At 71.5% G+C, this 19,463-nt stretch carries 19 protein-coding genes; 17 read left to right on the top strand and 2 right to left on the bottom strand.

What is annotated here, in order from left to right; translation table 11 throughout:
• The first annotated feature begins 67 nt into the window (after positions 1-67).
• The 9 genes from I2501_RS05610 to I2501_RS05570 all read left to right on the top strand — a co-directional run bounded on the left by I2501_RS05610 (position 68) and on the right by I2501_RS05570 (position 9,355).
• Positions 68-925, top strand: coding sequence for a nucleotidyltransferase domain-containing protein (locus I2501_RS05610; RefSeq protein WP_196192689.1), 858 nt, complete (start codon positions 68-70; stop codon positions 923-925).
• Positions 926-1,100: 175 nt separating this feature from the next.
• On the top strand, positions 1,101-2,282 hold the full coding sequence (locus I2501_RS05605; protein ID WP_196192688.1) for an MFS transporter: 1,182 nt from the start codon (positions 1,101-1,103) through the stop codon (positions 2,280-2,282).
• Complete coding sequence (locus tag I2501_RS05600; RefSeq protein ID WP_196192687.1) at positions 2,269-3,534, top strand: acyltransferase family protein; 1,266 nt, start codon at positions 2,269-2,271, stop codon at positions 3,532-3,534. Before I2501_RS05605 ends, I2501_RS05600 begins: the two co-directional genes overlap by 14 nt.
• Complete coding sequence (locus I2501_RS05595; protein WP_196192686.1) at positions 3,531-4,766, top strand: acyltransferase family protein; 1,236 nt, start codon at positions 3,531-3,533, stop codon at positions 4,764-4,766. The genes I2501_RS05600 and I2501_RS05595 overlap by 4 nt, the downstream gene beginning before the upstream one ends.
• Positions 4,767-4,854: 88 nt before the next feature.
• A complete protein-coding gene (locus I2501_RS05590; protein ID WP_196192685.1) occupies positions 4,855-5,697 on the top strand; it encodes a patatin-like phospholipase family protein in 843 nt (280 codons plus the stop codon).
• 35 nt (positions 5,698-5,732) lie between these two features.
• The gene (locus I2501_RS05585) at positions 5,733-6,884 is read left to right on the top strand and encodes an acyltransferase family protein (protein WP_196192684.1); all 1,152 of its coding nucleotides are present in this window, start codon (positions 5,733-5,735) and stop codon (positions 6,882-6,884) included.
• Positions 6,881-7,750 carry an alpha/beta fold hydrolase gene (locus I2501_RS05580; RefSeq protein WP_196192683.1) on the top strand — a complete coding sequence of 290 codons (870 nt, stop codon included), beginning with the start codon at positions 6,881-6,883 and terminating at the stop codon, positions 7,748-7,750. Before I2501_RS05585 ends, I2501_RS05580 begins: the two co-directional genes overlap by 4 nt.
• Positions 7,751-7,973: 223 nt before the next feature.
• Positions 7,974-8,435 (top strand): hypothetical protein, encoded by a 462-nt coding sequence (locus I2501_RS05575; RefSeq protein WP_215909284.1) that lies wholly within the window; start codon positions 7,974-7,976, stop codon positions 8,433-8,435.
• Positions 8,432-9,355 carry an alcohol dehydrogenase catalytic domain-containing protein gene (locus I2501_RS05570; RefSeq protein WP_196192682.1) on the top strand — a complete coding sequence of 308 codons (924 nt, stop codon included), beginning with the start codon at positions 8,432-8,434 and terminating at the stop codon, positions 9,353-9,355. Before I2501_RS05575 ends, I2501_RS05570 begins: the two co-directional genes overlap by 4 nt.
• A gap of 69 nt (positions 9,356-9,424) precedes the next feature.
• Here I2501_RS05570 and I2501_RS05565 read toward each other — a convergent pair whose 3' ends face one another.
• Both I2501_RS05565 and I2501_RS05560 read right to left on the bottom strand, forming a co-directional pair.
• A complete protein-coding gene (locus I2501_RS05565; protein WP_196192681.1) occupies positions 9,425-10,606 on the bottom strand; it encodes an MAB_1171c family putative transporter in 1,182 nt (393 codons plus the stop codon).
• Position 10,607: 1 nt separating this feature from the next.
• Positions 10,608-11,033, bottom strand: coding sequence for a M48 family metalloprotease (locus I2501_RS05560; RefSeq protein ID WP_236045881.1), 426 nt, complete (start codon positions 11,031-11,033; stop codon positions 10,608-10,610).
• 332 nt (positions 11,034-11,365) lie between these two features.
• On the opposite strand from I2501_RS05560, the gene I2501_RS05555 reads away from it, so the two are divergent.
• The 8 genes from I2501_RS05555 to I2501_RS05520 are packed head-to-tail and all read left to right on the top strand — an operon-like array spanning position 11,366 to position 19,384.
• Positions 11,366-12,601 (top strand): sedoheptulose 7-phosphate cyclase, encoded by a 1,236-nt coding sequence (locus tag I2501_RS05555; protein WP_196192679.1) that lies wholly within the window; start codon positions 11,366-11,368, stop codon positions 12,599-12,601.
• On the top strand, positions 12,598-13,374 hold the full coding sequence (locus tag I2501_RS05550) for an SDR family NAD(P)-dependent oxidoreductase (protein WP_196192678.1): 777 nt from the start codon (positions 12,598-12,600) through the stop codon (positions 13,372-13,374). The genes I2501_RS05555 and I2501_RS05550 overlap by 4 nt, the downstream gene beginning before the upstream one ends.
• Positions 13,375-13,431: 57 nt before the next feature.
• Positions 13,432-14,151: an HAD-IA family hydrolase gene (locus tag I2501_RS05545; RefSeq protein WP_196192677.1), complete on the top strand. Its 720-nt coding sequence runs from the start codon at positions 13,432-13,434 to the stop codon at positions 14,149-14,151.
• Positions 14,148-15,188, top strand: coding sequence for an ROK family protein (locus I2501_RS05540; protein ID WP_328806221.1), 1,041 nt, complete (start codon positions 14,148-14,150; stop codon positions 15,186-15,188). The genes I2501_RS05545 and I2501_RS05540 overlap by 4 nt, the downstream gene beginning before the upstream one ends.
• On the top strand, positions 15,185-16,273 hold the full coding sequence (locus tag I2501_RS05535) for an alcohol dehydrogenase catalytic domain-containing protein (RefSeq protein WP_196192676.1): 1,089 nt from the start codon (positions 15,185-15,187) through the stop codon (positions 16,271-16,273). Before I2501_RS05540 ends, I2501_RS05535 begins: the two co-directional genes overlap by 4 nt.
• Positions 16,270-17,088, top strand: coding sequence for a sugar phosphate isomerase/epimerase family protein (locus tag I2501_RS05530; RefSeq protein WP_196192675.1), 819 nt, complete (start codon positions 16,270-16,272; stop codon positions 17,086-17,088). The genes I2501_RS05535 and I2501_RS05530 overlap by 4 nt, the downstream gene beginning before the upstream one ends.
• A complete protein-coding gene (locus tag I2501_RS40510; protein WP_196192674.1) occupies positions 17,085-18,122 on the top strand; it encodes a zinc-dependent alcohol dehydrogenase in 1,038 nt (345 codons plus the stop codon). Before I2501_RS05530 ends, I2501_RS40510 begins: the two co-directional genes overlap by 4 nt.
• Positions 18,119-19,384 (top strand): MFS transporter, encoded by a 1,266-nt coding sequence (locus I2501_RS05520; protein WP_196192673.1) that lies wholly within the window; start codon positions 18,119-18,121, stop codon positions 19,382-19,384. Before I2501_RS40510 ends, I2501_RS05520 begins: the two co-directional genes overlap by 4 nt.
• The last annotated feature ends 79 nt before the right edge of the window (positions 19,385-19,463 follow it).

Genomic DNA, 19,463 nt, shown 5'->3' with positions numbered 1-19,463 from the left:
ACCAACACACGGGCAGCAGGTGGGATATCCGTTCGCGGACGGGCCGTCGGCCCGGCAGAGTGCGTGCATGAACGCGACCACGACAGGCCTGGACAGCGACGGCTACATCGCCCGCGAGGGATCACTGGACCGCGTGCCGCCGGCCTACGCCCCCGTGGTCGCCGCCGCCCGCGAGCGGATCGCGGCCGCGTTCGACCTCGGTTCGCGCCTGCACAGCGCCTACCTCTACGGCAGCATCCCGCGCGGCACCGCCGTGCCAGGCGTCTCCGACCTCGACCTGCTTCTCGCGCTGCACGAGCCACCCGGCCCCGCCGACTGGCAGACCGCCGACGAGCTCGCCTCCTCCCTCGACGCGGCGTTCCCGTTCGTCAACGGCGTCGGCGTGCTGCTCTTCGACGTCACCACGCTGCTCAGCGAGCTCGAACGCCACGATCTGGGCTGGTTCCTCGCCTGCCTCTGCACGCCGCTGCTCGGCCCTGACCTGGCCGCCCAACTCCCGCGCTACCGACCGGACTCGCTCCTCGCCCGCGAGACCAACGGCGACCTGGCCCTCGCCCTCCCACACTGGCGCGAACGCCTCGCCGCGACCGAGCCCGACCCCGGCGTTGACCACGACCAAGACCTCGCCGCCCGCCGCGTCCTGTGCCGCAGCGTCGCCCGCCGCCTGGTCCGCTCGGGCTTCACCCTGGTCATGCCCCGCTGGGGCGGCTGGACCAGCGATCTCCAGCTCTCCGCGCAGGTCTTCGCCCGCTACTACCCGGCCCGCGCCACCCAGATGCACCTCGCTGCCACCGTCGCGCGCACCCCCACGGACGACAGCACCGTCCTGCACACCCTCGTCGACGACCTGGCCCCGTGGCTCGCCGCCGAGTACACCGCCGTCCACGGCATGAAGGCCCCACGGCCCAAGGCCTCCGGGGACTGAACAGACCGCCCGATCACCGGACATGACGAAGGCCCAGGTCAGCGAGATCTCCTCGCCGGCCTGGGCCTTGTGCTTGGTGCCTGCAGAAGCAACCTTCCATCCGTGGTGACAAGTGTCTTGTATATAAGCAGCAAGACATTTATAGTCTCCTCATGGCTCCTGAGAGGACACCCTTGTGACCCGCAGAACCGCCCCCCTGGTCGCCGGAATCTGTTGCATCGGCACCTCGGAGCTGCTGCCCGGCGGGATGCTGTCCCAGCTCGGCTCGGCACTGAACGTCGGCGTGGCGACCGCGGGTCTGCTCGTGACCGTCTACGCGGTGACCGTGGCGCTGGCAGGGCCGGTTGTCACCGTGCTCACCGTGGGAGCCCCCAAATCGCGCCTCGCCACCTGGCTGTTGGGCGTCTTCGTGGTCGGCAACATCGTGATCGCGACCGCCGCGAACTTCCCCCTGGTCCTGCTGGGCCGGGTGATCACCGCGAGCGTGCACGGGGCGTACCTCGCCACGGCGATCGTGGTGACCCAGCGGCTGCTGCCCGTCGAGCGCTCGGCCAAGGCGGTCACCGCCATCCAGTTCGGTGTCAACCTCGCCACCGTGCTGGGCATCCCGGCCGGTGCGGCCCTGGCCCAACTCGGCGGCTGGCGCACCCCGTTCGTGGTCATCTCAGGGGTGGCCGCGCTCGCGACCTGGGGCGTGCACCGGGCCACGGTGCACCTGGACATCGGCATTCCCGAGCCGAACGCCAGGCAGGAGATCTCAGCGCTGCTGAACATCGACGTCGGGCTCACCATCGGGGCCACCGCGCTCTTCTCGGGAGCGATGTTCACGATCATCACCTACTTCGAGCCCAGTGCCGTCGCCGCCGGCTTCCACGACGCGGCCGTGCCCGTGCTGCTGGTGGCCTACGGGGCGGCCAGCATCCTCGGGAACTCGATCGGCGGGCGACTCGCCGGTCGGGCCCGGGGGCCGAGGCTGCTCACGGCTGCCGCGTTCATCGTCGGCTGCGCGGCCTTCCTGCCGCTCCAACGGTCCGTCATCACGTTCCCGATCGGGGCGGTGCTGTTCGCCCTTGCCACGTTCTCGCTCATCCCGGTGCTGCAGAGCGATGTCCTCGACCTCGCCGCAGCGGCTCCGAGTCTGTCCCTGTCGACGAACATGTCGGCGTTCGGCGTCGGCGCGGCCCTGGGCTCGTTCGCGGGCGGCCAGGTCATCCGACTCCACAGCGTGCACGACGTACCCGTGGCCGCTGTCGTCCTCGCCCTCGGCGGATTCGTCCTCTACGGCTGGCGGCACCTGCGACCGACGGCCCCTGCCCCTGTTGACCGCAACAAGGAGGTGTCCCATGTCCAGGCCTAGCATCGACCACCGCGGCATCGACCACCGCGCGCCGCTGCCGTCCCTGACCGGTCTGCGCTTTGTCGCTGCAGCACCCGTGTTCTTCTTCCACCTGTCGCTGACGTTCGTCGCGATGAACCCGTTCCGCGACCCGTCCTGGGCCCACGCCTACCAGACGATCTTCTGGAAGGCCGGTTGGGTCGGCGTGTCCTTCTTCTTCGTCCTCAGCGGGTTCCTGCTGATGTGGCGGAACTCCGACAGCCGTGGCTATCTGCACTTCCTCCGCAAGCGCGTGGTCAAGCTCTTCCCGTCGCACGTCGTGACCTGGTCGCTGGTCATGATTCTGTTCGCCGGAGCCGCGGCCACCACGCCCTGGGAGTACCTGCCGAACCTGTTCCTGGTGAACTCATGGTTCCCGGCCCAGAACGTCTACCTCGCTGTCAACGTCCCCAGCTGGTCGTTGTGCTGCGAGTTGATGTTCTACGTCCTGTTCCCGCTGCTGGCACCGCTGGTTCGCCGGATACCCAAGGAGCGGCTCGGGCTCGTCCTCGCCGGCTGCATCGCCGGGACCTTCCTGGTCGCGGCGATCACCACGATGCTGCCGAACACGCCGCACACCGACGGCATGCCGATCTCCAGCATCCAGTTCTGGGTCGGCTACAACTTCCCGCTGCCCCGGCTGCTGGAGTTCACCTCGGGCATGGTCCTGGCGCGGCTGCTGGCGGCGGGGCGACTGCCCAAGGTGCGGCCTGCCCTCGCCTGGGGCACGCTGCTGGTCGGCTATGTCGTCGCCGAACTGGTGCCGTTCGCCTTCTCGTTCATCCCGTTCACGCTGGTGCCGCTGCTGCTGGTGGTCGCCTCCGCCGTCCGCAGGGACCTCGACGGTCGGCGCACCTGGCTGTCCTCGCGCACCATGGTGTGGCTGGGCGAGGTGTCGTTCGGCTTCTACATGACCCAGTACGTCGTCATGTACTCGCTGCGGATCACGATCCAGCACGGCGCCCACTACGCGCCGCTGCCCGGGATCGCCGTGGTCCTCGGCACGTTCGCGGCCACTGTCCTGACCGGCTGGCTGCTGTACCGCCTTGTCGAACAGCCGGCCATGAGGCGCTGGGCCACGTCCCGTCGCCGCCCTGAGCGCCCCGAACCCGCGCGCGGGACGCGGCGGATGTCCGTCGTCGCGTCCGCGGAGGGGCAGCCGGAGCAGCAGTCCGAGCAGGAGCCGCAGGAGCAGCCGGAGGGCGTGGCGGCCGGGGCGGGGGCGCCCTCATGAGCACCGCTCAGCTGAGCGGAACCAGCCGTGGCGGGAACCTCCCCGGTCTGTCGCTGGCTCGGTTGCCCGCCTCCCTGTTCATCCTCACCTCGCACATCGTCGGCGTGGGCCTCTTCGCCGACGTGGCACTCCAGTCCCACGTGTACGGCGCCCTGAGCAAGATCGGCTACAACTCGGTCTCGTTCTTCATCGTGCTCAGCGGCTTCGTGCTGACCTGGACCTCCCAGGGCACCTCCGTGGGCTGGCGGCGGTTCATGTCGCGCCGCGTGGTCAAGGTGATCCCGGTCCACCTTGTCGCGTGGGTGATCTGTGTGGGGCTCTACGCCGCCACGACCTTCCCGCTCGGCACGATCCTCGCCAACCTGTTCCTCGTGCAGGCGTGGGTGCCGGACCACACCGTGTACTTCGCGGTCAACAACCCGGCCTGGACCCTGTCCGTGGAGATCTGCTTCTACCTGGTCTTCCCGCTGCTGTACCGACTCCTGGTCAGGCGCTCCACCGGCACGCTGCGCGTCCTCGTCGTTCTGCTCACCGCGGCCGTCGTGGCTCTGCCGTTCGTGCTGTCGCTCTTTCCCGACGGCGCCACGTTCAGCAGTCCGGGCATGAACTACCACGGTCGGCCCGAGGCCATTTCGGAGTGGAAGTTCTGGCTGGTCTACATCTGCCCGGCCGCCCGGATCGCCGAGTCCGTGCTCGGCATGCTGGTCGCCCTGCTGCTGAAGCGCGGCGCATGGCCCCGGATCCCGCGCTGGACCGCCCTGTTGGTGCTGGTGCCGGAGGTCTACGTGGCGACCGAGCACGCTCACTTCATCTTCGCAACCAGCGCGGTCACCATCACCGGCGTGGTGCTGCTGGTCGGCACCGTCGGAGCAGGCGACCTGCGCCGTCCGGCTGGGCGACCGGCTCCCGCGCTGTCCCGCTTCGGCCGCTTCACCTTCGGCGTCTACATGTACCAGTGGCCGCTGCTGTGGATGTGGTACCTGCACCGCCAGGGCCACGGCTACAGCGGGGTCGAGGCGGTGATCGTGTACGCCGGGATCGTGGCCCTGACCCTCGCTGCCACGTACCTGTCCTACCAGCTGGTCGAGAAACCGCTGGACCAGCGCTGGCGGCGCCGCAACGCGGGCTCGCGCACCGTCCGGGTCGGCGGCGGCACCCTCGCCCCGGCGGGGGCGAGCGCCGAGCGCCCCGTCTCCGAGGCGCCCGCCGAGCCCGTGCTGCACCAGGGCTGACGCACCGTCGATCCGCGACGGACGCCGTATCCGCGACGGACGCCGTATCCGCAACACCCACAACACCCCACCGCACACAGGAGGATGTATGTCTCAGGAGTCCAAGGAATCGACCGCCGTGGTGCTCGGCGGCGGCGGACTCGCCGGTATCGGTTGGACCATCGGGGTCCTGGCCGCGCTGGAGGAGGCCGGGGCGCTCCGACTGGCCGCCGCCGACCACGTGATCGGCACGTCCGCAGGCGCCGCTGTTGCTGCCGCCGTGCTCCAGGCGGGAGCCGGGGCGGAGTACGACCGGGTGGTCCGCAAGGCCCGCCGCAACACCGAACTCGCACCGGCCGTCTCCCTCGCCGACATCCTGCCGGACGTGCTGGCCGTCCACGGCGCCGACGCGTCCCTCGCGGAGAAGGCCGGGCGGCTCGCCGTGCTGTCCCGGGAGCGCTCCGGCACCGACCCGGCGCTGCGCCGCGAGGCGATCGCCGGACGCCTGCAGAAGGACGCCTGGCCCGACGCCCGCCTCTCGGTCACCGCAGTGCGGGCCGACGGCGAGCCCGTCGTCTTCACCGCGGACTCGGGCGTCAGCCTCGTGGACGCACTCACCGCCAGCTGCGCGGTGCCGGGGCTGTGGCCGGTGGCCACCATCGACGGCGCGGACTACGTCGACGGCGGCACCTTCTCCCTCACCAACGCCGAACTCGCCGCCCACGCCGACCGGGTGCTGGTACTGCGACCCCAGCCGGAGCTGCCCGTCTACGTGACGCCCGAGCGGCAGCAGGTTCTGGACCGGGCCGTGGTGATCGAGCCGTCCGAGCGGGCCCGCGCCGGTTTCGGCAGCGACCCCTTCGATCCCGACGTGCGCGGCGTGGCCGCCGTACTCGGTTACGAGGACGGCCTCGCGGCCGTGTCGGCGGTCGCGTCGCTGACCGGGAAGTGACCCCGCCGAACAGAGTGGCGAGCGCCGTCGAGGACGTGAGTGCACCGGCGCCGACAGCGAGCCCCGCCCACTCCGGCCCCCAGGCAGCGCCGACGCGCCGCGCCCGCCTGGACTCGCTGACCGGACTGCGCTTCTTCGCCGCACTGTCGGTCTTCGTGTGCCACGCGTCGTACCTGGCGTTGCCGGCCTTCGCGAACCACCACACCGAGGTGCTCTTCAACAAGATCGCGAATCAGTTCGGCGGCCTCGGTGTGGCGTTCTTCTTCGTCCTCAGCGGTTTTGTGCTCACCTGGTCCTCCCGCGCGGGCGACCGGATCACGGGCTTCTACCGCCGCAGGTTCGTCAAGATCCTGCCGCTGTACTACGCGGCCGGCGCGGCGGCCGTGATCGTCTTCTGGGGTACCGGGATGAAGGTGGCGGACGTGGTCCGCTACTTCACCCTCACCCAGGTGTGGGTGCCGAATCCCGAGCACAACTTCGCGGTGCTGCCGCCGGGTTGGTCGCTCGCGGTGGAGGCGGTGTTCTACCTGGTGTTCCCGTTCGTGATCGCCCGCTTCCGCGCCGCCCGCCCCCGGACCGCCTGGACGGGACTGGCCGTGTGCGTGGTCGGCGTCTTCCTGATGCCGATCCTCGCCTACAGCCTGCCGGCGGGCCATATCAAGCTCGTCAGTGTGCCGAGCGTGACCGGTTTCCAGCTGTGGTTCGCCTACGTCTTCCCGCTCGGCCGCCTCTTCGACTTCTTCGCGGGCATGTTCGCCGCACTGCTGGTGATCTCCGGCAACTTCCCCCGGATGAACGTGCGGTGGGTGCTGGCGTCATTCGTCCCCGCCTACGTCGTGGCCAGCTACACCCCGGTCCTGTTCGGCTGGCGAGCGCCGCTGATCGTCTCCTGCGTCCTGCTCATCGTGGCGGCCGCACAGCGGGACGCCGCGGGCCTCCCGAGTGTGCTGTCCTCGCGGCCCCTCATGGCGTTGGGCAACGCGTCCTTCGCCTTCTACCTGTGCCACTACCTGGTGCTCTACGTCCTCAACATCAAGGTGCTGCACGGTCCGTTCGGCTCGGGGATCGAGGTCGCGGGCTACCTGGCCGCCGCCCTGGTCATCGCTCTCGCCCTCGCCGGGCTGCTGTACCGGTACGTGGAGATGCCGCTGGTGCGCCGCTTCAGCTTCGCGAAAGGCAGGCGATGACGGAGACTCATACGCGACCGGAGAGCGCGCTGCCGCAGAGCGCCCCGCTGGAGAGTGCGCTCCTGGAGCCTGCTCTTCCCGACACCCGCCGTACCGAGTACCTGCGGACCGGAACCGGCCCCGGACTGGCGCTCGCCCACGGAGCGGGCGGGGACGTCGAGTTGAACTTCGGGCCACTGCTCCGGCGCCTCTCCGGACGACGGCAGCTGGTCGGCACCCGCTACCCGGGCACCGGTGCGTCGGATCCGTCCGGCGACCTGGACGTGGGCACGCTCGCGGACTCCCTCGTCGCCGCTCTGGTCCGGGAGGGCCATGAGCGGTTCCCGGTGGTGGGGGCGTCCTTCGGCTCCGCGGTCGCGCTCGCCGCCGCACTCCGGCACCCCGAGAGGGTCACCGCCCTGGTGCTCACCGTCGGATTCGCCGAGCCGGACGCGCAGTTGCGCACGGTCGCCTCGGTATGGGCGGCCCTCCACGCGGCGCAGGCCAGGTCCGAGCTGGGTGCCTATCTGATCAGCCTGCTGACGCACCCGCGACAACTGGCGGAACTCGGCGCCGACGAACAGCGCGCCCTGGCCGCGCAGGTTGGGAAGTCCTTGCCGGAGGGTGGGCTGCGGCAGATCACCGCTGCCACGACGGTGCGGCTGACCGACCACTTGGGCGAGATCGCCGTACCCACCCTGGTCGTCGTCGCGGGCGCCGACCGGGTGGTCCTGCCGACCAGCAGCCGACTGCTGGGGGAGCGGATCCCGGGTGCCACGGTGGTCGAGTACCCGGATGCCGGGCACGCGTTCACACAGGACGAGGGGTTGGTGTGGGCGGAGGACGTCGAGAGGTTCCTCGACCGGGTCGAGAGGCACGGGACGTGAGCGGGCCCGCCAGGCGGGACGTGCAGGAAGCGCGTCACCACGGCGATGTTCGCGCGGCAGGTGTGACGCCGATTTATTGGCAATGCTGTCGCCGTCAATGACGTCGGTGTTAGAATCAGGACGACTTGGCGACAAAATAGACGATAGTGCTCGCCTTCTCGCGCAGCCGTCAACGCTGCGCCGAGTCACCCGACCCGAGTCGACGGCGCCGAGGGAGTCGGAGATGACCACACTGGCGGAACGCCTCAATGCCTGGTTCGCGGACGCGGCCACCACCGACGCAGTGGGTCGTCGGCGCGAGCCCTCGACGGCCGAGGTCGCCCAGGCGATCTCGGAGAACCCCTCGCACGACGTGACCATCTCCAGGAGTTACCTGGCCGCGCTGCGCAACGGTTCCCAGACCAACCCCACCATCAGCGTGCTCACGGCGATCGTGCAGTACTTCCGCGCCCGGCCGATGACCCTTCCGGTCTCGGTGAACGCCCTCATCAACGAGGAGTCGACGGGCGCCGCCGAGGATCCGGCCTGGTCGTCCGCGCTCGCCGACCGGCAGGTGCGGTCGATCGCGATGCGGGCCGGCGGCATGACCCCGGAGATGCGCGAGCAACTGCTGTCGATCATGGATGCGCTGGACGCCCCGAGGCCGTCGGCGCCGAACCCGGAAGGACAGGACACCGACCGATGAAGGCCGTGGGTATCACCCGCACCGGAGGCCCGGAGGTACTCGGCCTCCTCGACCTGCCCGAACCGAGCACGGTCGGGTCGGACGCGGACGGACTCGTCATCGAGGTCGCGGCGGCGGCCGTCAACCCGGTGGACCTGGCGACGCGTTCGGGTCTCATCCCGACCGCGCTCCCCGCGGTCCTCGGCTGGGACCTGGCGGGCACGGTCGTCCACGCACCGCAGGGTTCCGGCTTCGGGACAGGCGACCGGGTCATGGCGATGACCGCCCAACTGGGCACTGGGGTGGGCAGCATGGCGGAGTTCGTCCGTTTCGACGCCGCTCACGTCGCCCGCGTCCCCGACGCCTTGAGCTTGACCGCTGCCGCCGCCCTGCCGCTGGCCGGAGTCACCGCCGTGCAGGCGCTGCGCAGAACTCCCGCCCGCAGCGGTCGGCGAGTCCTGCTCGTCGGCGCCCAGGGCAGCGTCGGCGCGCAGCTCGCGCTGCGACTGCTGGACGAGCCGGACACCCGCACCGACCTCCTGGTCCGGCCCGGCGACGGGGAGGTCTGGCGGGAGTTGCGTGCCGCCCGCCCCGGTGGGGGCGCGGTGCTGACCGACACGGTCCGCGTCGAGGGCAAGGCGTACGACATCGTGGTGGACACCGCCGGTGCTCCGGACCTGATCGAGGCGGTCTGCCCGGGCGGTGTGTTCCTCAGCCTCACCCCGTTCAGCGCTCCCGATCCGGCCCGGCGCCCGGATGTGGAGTTCACGCTGGTCGGGGTGCAACTGAACGGCGACGACCTGGCCGAGGTGGCGGACCGTGCCGCCCGTGACGTCGGTCTGCGACCGCGGACCACCGTCCTCCCCTTCGCGGACGCGGCCGAGGCGCACCGGCGGCTGGAAGCCGGTGGCTTCCGCGGCAAGTTCGTCCTGGTGCCGTAGACGGCGCACGGTCGACGGCGCCGGGCCCACGTTCCTCGGTTCCGGTTCGGCCGGTGTTCCGACGCGTCGTCAGGCCGGTTCGTGCTGTTCCTGTCCGGTGCGCAGGGCGCGGAGCTCGCGGGAGATCTCGATGAGGCCGATCAGGTCGCTCCCGTAGTCGTCCGCCGCTTCCTCGGAACTGCCGATGAACAGGGTGCTCCCTTGCGGGGCCTCGCCGCCCAGGGACTGTTCGCCGAACTGGCGCAGCGCGCGGTCGATGATCAGGGCCGCCGCGCGCGGCTCGTTCGGGGAGGCCGAGTCGGCGTCGGGCAGTTCGACGGCGGCGAGCCGGAGCAGCGGGGCGAGCCGGGTCAGTCCGTCCCGGCACTCGACGTAGCGCCGGTAGGTCGCTGCGACGGAGTCCGTGATCGGTGCCGGCCGCCGTGCGCCAGCGCGCTGGTGATCGAGAATCAGCTCGGGGTAGCAGGTCACCAGGCGCTGCCACAGCTCCTCCAGGCCGCGGTACTGCGCCAGGTGGTCGAGCCGGTCCCGGGTCAGTTGGAGCACGCCGACCAGGAAGGGCAGGCTCAGCCCCGCGCACACGACGATGGTGGCGGCGATGCCGAAGTCGAAGTCGTCCTGGTACGTGACGGGCACCCCGGGTGCCCGCAGCGCGGGCACGTTGACCCAGAGCACCCGGTAGACGCAGCTGATGGCGAGCCCGGCCACACCGGCCGAGATGACCGCCAGGGACGTCCTGCGCAGCGGGTGTCCCACCCGCGCATGCCTCCAGGAGAGCACGGCACAGGCCGCGTAGCCGCTGAAGAGGAAGAGGTTGCCGAGGTCGTAGAACACCCTCACCCGCCAGTCGGCGAGGAAGAAGCTCGTGAGGGAGTGGTTGCGCAGCGGGGACGGGAGCAGGACGGTCATCGCGACCATGCCCGTCAGGCACGCGGTGCAGAGCAGCGCCTCCCAGGAGCTCGGCGCGGTCCTGCGGTTGATCGGACGTTCCCTCAGGAAGGCGACCATGAGGCAGAGTCCCACCATGACCAGTGCGTTGTAGCCGCACTTGGTGACTCCCGCGGTGGTGTGCCGGTCCACGAAGGCGATCAGGAGAGGCTGAGCGAACAGGTTGCCGAGACCCATCAGCAGCAGTGAGAGGCACAGGTGCAGCCGCATGGGGTCGCGGAAGCGTCGGCGGACGAGCGCGGGCAACGTCCAGGCGGTGCCGAGCAGCAGCGTGACGATGGCGACGCAGTCGAACGGCCGCACGTCAGCTCTCGGCCAGGACAAGGCTGTTGTAGACCGATGGCCGCCACGGCTCGTCGATGCCGTACCGCTTCGTCCGGCGGGTCGCCAGGATCGCCTGGCACATGATCGTGGAGGCGATGACCTCGGCGTCGCGCTCGTCCCGGTCCGAATAGCAGGTCCGCAGCTGTGTCGCGACGGGCCGCTCGCCCGCGAGGTCGTAGGCGATGATGTGCCCCAACTCGTGCAGGACGATGTGCGCCTGGTGAGCCTTGGTGGTGTGGGACTGGTAGATGATGGCGTCCTCGTGCGGGCGCGAGATCAGCATCCCGAAGGGCCCGTCGGTGGGCAGCTCCCAGGCCATCAGCCGGATCGGGGTACCGCGGAACTCGCCGAGCCGCTCGCACAGAACCGCCGGGTCGAGCGGCATGGGCAGCTCGAGTCGATGCATCAACTGTCGGCTGTGGGCGCGCAGTCGAGCATCCCGTAGCCGGTCCCGGCGAGAGTCCGAGGACCGGCTGAAGACGTTCCGAACCTGCCTGCCGAGCATGAATCCCCCGAGTTGCTGCTTGTCGGCCCTCGGCCAATCTAGGTCAGCAAATGGTGCGCTGACGATCTTTGTGGTGAACGTCACGGAACTGTAACGCAACGTTACATGGAGACGGGCGGAGTGGCTCGTGGATTTAACGAGATGCTATCTAGTCGGCTTCGGTGCCATTATATTAGAGTCAACGCCAGTACGAAGGTGCTTGTTTGCGTGACGTCTGAAGAACCGGAGGGGACATGCGCAGTGGTACTCAGCTCACCCAAGGGCTTCGCCTGGCCTTGGACGGAGGCCCGGCCTGGACGGTCGAGGCGGTCCGTCAGGCGCGCTATCACGTCGTCAGCTCGGACCACCTCTTCGCACCGGACAACCCCGCGCTGCTGTCCGGCTGCCCGGACGCCCCGCTGCGCACGGGAGAGCGCCGACTCCTCGTCGTGGACGAGAACGTGGACGCGCTGTACGGCGGCAGGATCAGGGAGTTCTTCGTCGTCAACGGCGTCGCGGCCACGATCCTGGTGCTGCGCGCCGACGAGACCGTCAAGCAGTGGGACGCCGTCTGCCGGGTCGTCGACGCGATGAACGACTTCGGCATCGACCGCCGCCGCGAACCGGTCATCGCCGTCGGCGGCGGTGTGCTCACCGACATCGTCGGTTTCGCAGCCAGCATCTACCGGCGCGGGACGCCGTACATCCGCATCCCCACGACGCTGATCGGCCTGGTCGACGCCGGGGTCGGGGTGAAGACCGGCGTCAACTACTCCAGTGGCAAGAACCGTCTGGGTACCTACGCGCCGGCCACGGCGACGTTCCTGGACCGCTCGTTCCTGCGCAGTCTCGACCTCCGGCACATCAGCAACGGCCTGGCCGAGATCCTGAAGATGGCCCTCATCCGGTCCGAGAAGCTGTTCGGCCTCCTGGAGACGCACGGCTCGGCCGTCCGTGCGGACCGGTTCCAGGGCACGACCGACGAGTTGGCCGGTGCCGCCGACGCGATCATCGCCGAGTCCATCCACCTCATGCTGGAGGAGCTGCAGCCCAACCTGTGGGAGTCGTCGCTGGAGCGCTGCGTGGACTACGGGCACACCTTCAGCCCGACCGTCGAGATGCACGCCCTGCCCGAGTTGCTGCACGGCGAGGCGGTCGTCCTCGACATGGCCCTCACCACCGCGCTCGGAACCCTTCGGGGCGACGTCGGCGAGGCCGATGCCGACCGCGTCTACTCGGTCATCCGGGCCCTCGGACTCCCGCTGTGGAACGACGTGTTGGGCGACACGACGCTGCTCGAACACGCGCTGCAGGACACCGTGCGCCACCGTGACGGACAGCAGCGGCTGCCGCTGCCCCTCGGCATCGGGGGCCACCGCTTTGTCAACGACGTCGCTCCGGCGGAGCTGCGTGAGGCGGCGCGACTGCTGCGCGGTCGCGCCCAGGCGCTGCCGTCCGACACCCTCGCCGAGACGCTGGTCCACGCATGAGCGCCGCGGACCGCGCGCCCGCCACGCCCGGCACAGCCGTCGTGGTCGGCGGATCGACCGGGATCGGGCGGGGGATAGCCGACGCCTGGGCCGCGCAGGGGATCGAGACTCACGTATTCAGCCGAAGCCGCCCGGCCGGGCCCGGAGGCGACCGCCTGGTGTGGCACCCGATCGACCTGCGCGACGCCGAACAGGCCAAGGAGAACCTGCGGTCCGGCCTCCCGGACCGGATCGACCTGGCCTGCTACTCCGCCGTCTACTTCACCTCCCGGCGCGAGCCCTTCACACGGACGAGCGAGGCCGACTGGCTCGACCAGTTCGCCGTCAACGTCCACGGCCTGTCCCGGACCCTGCGGGCCGCGCTCCCTGCGCTGCGCCGGGCGGCGCCGGGTCTCTTCCTGCACGTGTCCTCCGAGGTCGTGTACAACGCGGGTCCGCACCGCTCCGGCTACGCAGCGACCAAGGCCGCCGCCGACTCGCTGGTCCGGTCGGTCGCCCAGGAGATGGACCCCGCCGAGGTGACGTTCGTGCAGGCGCTGCCGGCCGGCATGGTCGACACCCCGGGCATCCGCGCGAGGCGACCCGCGGACTTCGACTACGGCGGCTACATGGCACCGGCGGCCTTCGCGCCCCTCGCCGTGGAACTCGCACGCACCCGGGGTCTTCCGTACGCGGGCGATGCGCTCGTCGTGCACCAGGACGCCACCTGGTCGCCCGTCGCGGAGGACCTGCCCGTCTCCCAGTCGCGTCGCGTCGCGGACGTCCGCGGGTAGGCACGGCCGGTCCCGAAGGCCCCTGACGTGTCCCGCGCCTCTTCCCCAGGAGCAACCTTGCCTCAACTGCACGCGACAGTCCTCCTGTTCGACATGGACGGAACGCTCGTCGACTCGACCGCGCTGGTCGAGTCGACCTGGGCCGGATTCTGCGAAGCCCACCGTCTCGATCTCGCGGAGGTGCTGGCCTTCGCCCACGGCCGCCCCACCAGGGAGACCGTCGCCCACTTCCTGACCGACCCCGCCCTGGCGGCGGCGGAGACGCGGCGTCTTGTCGCCCACGAGGAGTCCGAGACCACGGGCATCACCGAAGTCCCTGGTGCTCGAGCCCTGTTGACCGCTCTGCCCGCGCACACCTGGGCAGTGGTCACCTCGGCGAGCCGTCGGCTCGCCGAGGTGCGGATGGCCGCGGCCGGCCTCCCGATGCCCGAAGTCCTGGTCAGCGCGGACGAGGTGACGCGCGGCAAGCCCGATCCCGAGGGCTATCTGCGGGCCGCCGCCCGGCTCGGCTGCCCGCCCCAGGACGCCGTCGTCGTCGAGGACTCCGACGCGGGGGTGCGCGCGGGGCTCGCCGCCTGCGGACGCACCGTCGTCATCGGCGGTCTCGACACGTACGACGAGGTGGCGGTGCGCTGGGCCGACTTCCGCGGATTCCGGGTCGTTGCGCCGCAGGCCGGGGTGTCCGGCGCGATCGGTAGTGCGGGCGCGGGCGGTGCGGCCGGTGTGACCCTGGACGTGCCGGAGCCGGTCGCCGCCGGACAGGCGGTCCGGGCGTGACGGGCTCCGCCGCCCCGGCCCGGGACCTGCTCGGGGACCGCACGACCGGCCAGGCGACCTTCGCGGTGGACGTCGGCGGTACCTGGGTGCGGATGCGCGCCGGTGGGCCGGACGAGAAGGACGGGCCGGTGGAGCGGGTGCCCTCGCCGAGTCGGCTGCGGCACCCGGACCGCTCCGTCCCCGAGCTGCGGGCGCAGTTGGTCGACCTGCTCTGCGACCGGGCACCGGCGGATGCCCGAGCCGCTCTCTCCTTCGGCGCGGCCATCGACCATCTGACCGGTACGGTCTACGGGTCCGCCCCGCTGTGGGGCGACGAGGCCGTGCCGTACGACGTGGCCGCCGAGTTGCGGCGGCGTCGACCCGACGTCACCTGGCAGCTCGTCAACGACGTCACCGCAGCACTGCTCGACTTCGCCGCCGTGCACGCCGGACCGGAGGTGCGGCGGGTCGCCTATCTCACCGTCAGCAGCGGTGTCGCGCTGCGTACCGCGGACCTGGAGCGGCGCAGGATCCCGGTCGACGGCCAGGGGCTGCAGGGCGAGGTCGGACACCTTCCGGTCCCGCTCACCGATCCCGGCGCGGACGTCCTCGCGGGCCTGCCCTGCGAGTGCGGCGCGAGGGACCACGTCGCCTCGATCGCCTCCGGACCGGGCCTGGTCCGGGTGGCCGACCGCCTCGGCCTCTCCCGGCCCGCGGAGGTCGCCGACTGGCTCCCCGCCGCACTCGCGGCCAAGAACCAGGGCGCCCAGCGGCTGTTGGAGCTCTGTGCCGCTCCGGTCGCCCACCTGCTGCGCACCCTGTGGTGCCTTGATCCGCACCTCGACCTGGTCGGCATCGGCGGGGGAGTGACGGAGGGGCTCGCCGGACACTACGCGGCCGAGATCCGGCGCAGGCTGGCCGCCGCCACGTCCTACGCGGACCGGGGACGCGACGACGAGTGGCTCGACGGAAGGCTCCTGTTCTGCGCGCCCGGGCAGGTCGACCCGTTGCGCGGCGCGCAGCGCGTCGGGGACTGGCTGCCGGGGATCACCCGATGAGCGCCACGACCCACCGCGCCCTCGTGCGCCGTCCCGCTGACGACCTCGGCCGCACCACGGTCGAGGTGGCCGAGGTGCCCACGCCACGGCTCGAAGCGGGCGACGTCCTGCTCGCACCGGTCAACGTCGGCATCTGCGGCACCGACTGGCAGATCCTGCGTGGTCTGCGGGACGACCCCACCCACGTCCTCGGCCACGAAGGGGTCGCGTACGTGGTCGAATCCGGTGCGTCGGGCCTGCCCGAGGGCACGCCGGTCACCGTGAACCCCACCCACCCGGAGGACCCTTCGTTCCTGCTCGGCCACAACCTCCCCGGCCTGTGGGCGGAGCGCACCCGCATTCCCGTTGCGGCCGTGCGCGCCGGCCTGATCGTCCCGGTGGCCGCCGACGCCGCACAGCCGCGGGTGGCCGCGCTCGCGGAGCCGCTCGCCTCGGCCCGATACGGGATGCGGATCGCGCGTCACGCGGTTCGGCCTGCGGCCCTGGTCATCTGGGGCGACGGGATCGTGGGGCGTCTCGCAGGCGAGCTCTGGCGCACCGAACTCCCTGACCTGCCCTGCCATCTCGTCGGGCACGGCGACGACGCCACCGACCCCTCGGCGGCCGTGCTCCCACAGTTGCTGTCCCGGCTGCCCTCGCCCGTCGTCGCCGTGATCGCCACGCCGCGCACCGGCACGCAGGAAGCGTTGCAGGAGCTGGAGCGCCATGTACCGGGCACACTTCTCGTCGACGTCCATGGCGGGTTGGAGCCCGGACCGATCCAGCTGACCGCCGGGGACATCGACGTCGCCGCGATCCGAGCGGCCAACTGCGGCGGCGCACCCTGGCCGCCGCCCGTCCGGGAGTTCGCGCGACCGCACGGCAGGCTCCTGCTGTGCGGGCACCGCGGGGTCGCGGGCGAGGATCTTCGGCACGCCGTCGACCTGCTGCGCACCCAGCCGGACCTCGGCTCGGGGCTGCTGTCCCATCAGGTCGGCCTGGAGGAGGCCGCGGACCTCGTCAACAGCGTCCTCGCCTCGGGCACCCGCAGGTTCGCCGGACGCCGGGTGCTCAAGGCGGCGATCCAGGTCGGAGGTCGGCCATGAGCACGCCCGTTCCGACCCTCGCCTTGCCGACCCACGCCGTGCCGGCGGTTGCCGCCCCGCAGTGGCGGATCGACACCGACCGCCGCGCGGCGGCGCGCACCGCGCTCGCGGCGGGCGCCGATCACCTGCACCTGGACTACGGCGGCGCGCACCGCGGCCCACCGCTGAGCGCCCCCGCCGCGCTGCGCGCGGCCGAGGCCGTCGCCGAGCAGATCCCGGTGCCGGTGCTCGCCGTCAACCACATCAACGACATCGGCCTGGCGGACGAGGGGGGAACCGCCAACCCGGCGGCGGTGGACCTCCTGCTGCGTGCCCTGGAGTGCGCCGTGCGGCTCGGCGTCGCCGTGCTCCATGTGCCGGGCTTCCGGCGGAGCCTGCCGAACAACGCCGGCATCCGGGCCGGAACGGTGGCGGCGCTGCGCGGCGTGTGTGCGCAACTCACCAGTACGGACCTGCTTGTCGCCTACGAGTCCCCACTCGGCGCGCGCGAGTCGCTCGCGCTGGCCCGCGCCGTGGACCGTCCGGCTCTGCGGCTGGTCCTGGACACCGGCAATCTGCTCGACGCTGGACACCAGCCGCTCGCCTTCGCCGAAACGGTCGCGGCTGCCGGGCTGCTGCTGCCGGACGTGCACGTCAAGGACGGTGGCTCCGTCACCGCGCCCTCGACAGCGGAACTCCCCGCCCTGCTGCGGGCGTCGGGCGCCCGCTCCGTGCTGGTCGAGAACGACTACCGGCAGACCCCTGACCGCCTGCGCGAGGACATCGCGCTGTGCCGCCGCTCGGCGGGACCTCGCCCCTTCAAGGACGCACCGTGAAAGCGATTCAACTCACCGCTCCCCGCACCCTTTCGGTCGTCGAGACCGCACAGCCCGAACCCGGGCCCGGCGAGGTCCTCGTCCGGGTGGGCCTGCTCGGCCTGTGCAACACCGACCTCGGCTTCTTCGACGGCAGCAGCAACTACCTGCGCGACAAGCTGAAGAGCTATCCGTTCGTCCTCGGCCACGAGTGGATCGGCACGGTCGTCGGGACCGGTCCCGGCACCGATCCGGGCCTGCTCGGCCGACGGGTGTCGAGCCACAACTTCCGGGCCTGCGGCCGGTGCGCCCACTGCCGTGCCGGACGCATCCGCTCCTGCCCGGACCGGAGCGAGATCGGTGTGCTGGGACCGCAACCGGGCGCCGGAGCACAGCTGATCACCGTACCGGCCGACGTCCTCACCCGGATTCCCGACACCCTGTCCGACGCGGCCGGCGCCCTGCTCGAACCGACCGCCGCCGCAGCGCACGCCGTGGACCGACTCGGCGTGGTCCCGTCCGACCGGGTAGCCGTGCTGGGGGCAGGCACGCTCGGGCTCGCCGCGGCGCAGATCACCCGCGCGACCGGGGCGGACACCGTCGTCGTCGACCCGCAGCCCTCGGCCCGAGCGCTCGCCGCCGAGTTGGGGCTGCGCGCGCAGGCCGCTCCGGCCGAGGCCGACGCGGAGGGGTTCGACGCCGTGATCGAGGCCTCCGGCAACGAGGCGGCCGTTCGCGCCGCCGTCCGCATGGTCGCGTCGGGCGGACGCATCGCCCAGTTGGGCACGCCGCACCACCCCGTCGACGGCTTCGACGCGGCAGCTCTGGTCATCCGCGACGCGACCCTGCACGGGGTGCTGTCCGGGATCGGTTACTGGGAGCGGCTTGTGGGCCTGGTCGAGTCCGGGGCGGTGAACCTCGACGCCCTGGTCGACCAGGTCTTCCCGCTCGACGAGGTCGACGCCGCCTTCGCCCGTCTCGCGGACGGCAGCCGCAGCCGCCCCAAGGTCCTGGTCCGCATCGACCCGGCGCTCGGCACCCTCGGCCCGACATGAGCCACCGAACCTCCGTCACAGGTCGGGCGCGTCGCGGAGTTGAGGCGCACGACCACATCGAGCCGGGGGCGGCCGCGCGGCTCGCCGTACTCGCGAGCGCCACGTTCGTCTACGTCACCTTCGAGGTCTTCCCGGTAGGACTCATCCAGTCCATCGCCGGAAGCCTCGACGTCTCCGTCGGCCGGGTGGGGTTGCTCATCAGCGGTTACGCGGTGGTCGCGGCCGTTGCCACCGTGCCCACCGTCGCGCTGGCCTCGTGGGTGTCGCGCCGCGTCGCCCTGGTGGCCTCGCTCCTCGTCCTCGTCGTCGCCGAGGTGCTCACCGCCGTCTCGACGAACTACCCGACGATGGTGGCGAGTCGAGTCGCCGCAGCGCTGACCCACGGGGTGCTCTGGTCGCTGGTCGCCCCCGCCGCGGCCACGCTGGTGCCGCGGCAGCGCATGGGCACCGCCACCGCGGCGGTGTTCGGCGGCGCCACCCTGGCCGCGATCGTCGGCAGCCCAGGGTCGACGCTCGTCGGCGAGCTGATCGGGTGGCGCGCCACGGCCCTGGTGCTGGCGGCGGCGACCGTGGTCGTGAGCCTCGGGCTGGTGTGGGCCCTACGGACTCCCGGCCGCTCCCGGCAGGCAGCGGCCACTGTGCCGGACGACCGCGCCGTCGACGGGCAGGGGGCGAACTGGCCGCGTGTGGTGCTCCTGTGCGTGGTCGCGGTCGTGCTGGTCACCGCGCACTTCCTCAGCTACACCTACTTCGCCGTCCTGGTCACCCGGGTCACCGGCACATCCGGCGCGGTGGTCGGACTGCTGGTGGTCTTCGGCTGCGCCGGGGCCGTTGGCACCTGGATGGTGGGCCGGCACAACGACACCGCGCCGCAGCGGACGGCGACCGTGACCATCGCCGTCTTCGCGGCGGGCGTCGGGCTGCTGGCGCTCGCCTCGACCCTGCACGGCGGTGCGGCGGTGGAGCTCGCGGCGATCGCGGCCGCAGTCGCCCTGTGGGGCGGCGCGTTCGCCGCCGCCGGACCCGTCTTCCAGACGGGCGTGATGCGCCTGGCCGGCAAGGACGCCGACCGGGCCTCCTCGATCTACGTCACCGGCTTCCAGATCGGCATCGCGGGTGGCTCGGCCCTGGGGGCGGCCCTGCTCGACCGGTCCACGGTGTGGCTGCCCGTCACTTCGACGGCCCTGGTGGCGATCGTGCTGGTGGCCGTCCTGGCGTGGCGCCCGGTGCCCCCGGTGCCCCCGGTGCCCTCGTCCGGCTGAGTGCCCCGGGCACTCCGTCCAAGAGACCCAAGAGATCCGACAGTTCCAGAAACCCGGAACCCATGAAATTCGAGAAAGG

This window comes from Streptacidiphilus fuscans (genome assembly GCF_015690355.1).
Lineage (GTDB): Bacteria > Actinomycetota > Actinomycetes > Streptomycetales > Streptomycetaceae > Streptacidiphilus > Streptacidiphilus fuscans.
Note: the sequence above shows the minus strand (reverse complement) of the source record. Positions and strands in the feature narration are given on the sequence as shown.

Excerpts from the sequence above, each read along its gene's own strand:
- I2501_RS05560 (WP_236045881.1), bottom strand. The coding sequence starts at position 11,033 with ATGCATCGACTCGAGCTGCCCATGCCGCTCGACCCGGCGGTTCTGTGC.
- I2501_RS05535 (WP_196192676.1), top strand. The coding sequence starts at position 15,185 with ATGAGCGCCACGACCCACCGCGCCCTCGTGCGCCGTCCCGCTGACGAC.
- I2501_RS05555 (WP_196192679.1), top strand. The coding sequence starts at position 11,366 with ATGCGCAGTGGTACTCAGCTCACCCAAGGGCTTCGCCTGGCCTTGGAC.
- I2501_RS05600 (WP_196192687.1), top strand. The coding sequence starts at position 2,269 with ATGTCCAGGCCTAGCATCGACCACCGCGGCATCGACCACCGCGCGCCG.
- I2501_RS05550 (WP_196192678.1), top strand. The coding sequence starts at position 12,598 with ATGAGCGCCGCGGACCGCGCGCCCGCCACGCCCGGCACAGCCGTCGTG.
- I2501_RS05520 (WP_196192673.1), top strand. The coding sequence starts at position 18,119 with ATGAGCCACCGAACCTCCGTCACAGGTCGGGCGCGTCGCGGAGTTGAG.
- I2501_RS05580 (WP_196192683.1), top strand. The coding sequence starts at position 6,881 with ATGACGGAGACTCATACGCGACCGGAGAGCGCGCTGCCGCAGAGCGCC.
- I2501_RS05590 (WP_196192685.1), top strand. The coding sequence starts at position 4,855 with ATGTCTCAGGAGTCCAAGGAATCGACCGCCGTGGTGCTCGGCGGCGGC.
- I2501_RS05530 (WP_196192675.1), top strand. The coding sequence starts at position 16,270 with ATGAGCACGCCCGTTCCGACCCTCGCCTTGCCGACCCACGCCGTGCCG.
- I2501_RS05595 (WP_196192686.1), top strand. The coding sequence starts at position 3,531 with ATGAGCACCGCTCAGCTGAGCGGAACCAGCCGTGGCGGGAACCTCCCC.
- I2501_RS05570 (WP_196192682.1), top strand. The coding sequence starts at position 8,432 with ATGAAGGCCGTGGGTATCACCCGCACCGGAGGCCCGGAGGTACTCGGC.
- I2501_RS05575 (WP_215909284.1), top strand. The coding sequence starts at position 7,974 with ATGACCACACTGGCGGAACGCCTCAATGCCTGGTTCGCGGACGCGGCC.
- I2501_RS05610 (WP_196192689.1), top strand. The coding sequence starts at position 68 with ATGAACGCGACCACGACAGGCCTGGACAGCGACGGCTACATCGCCCGC.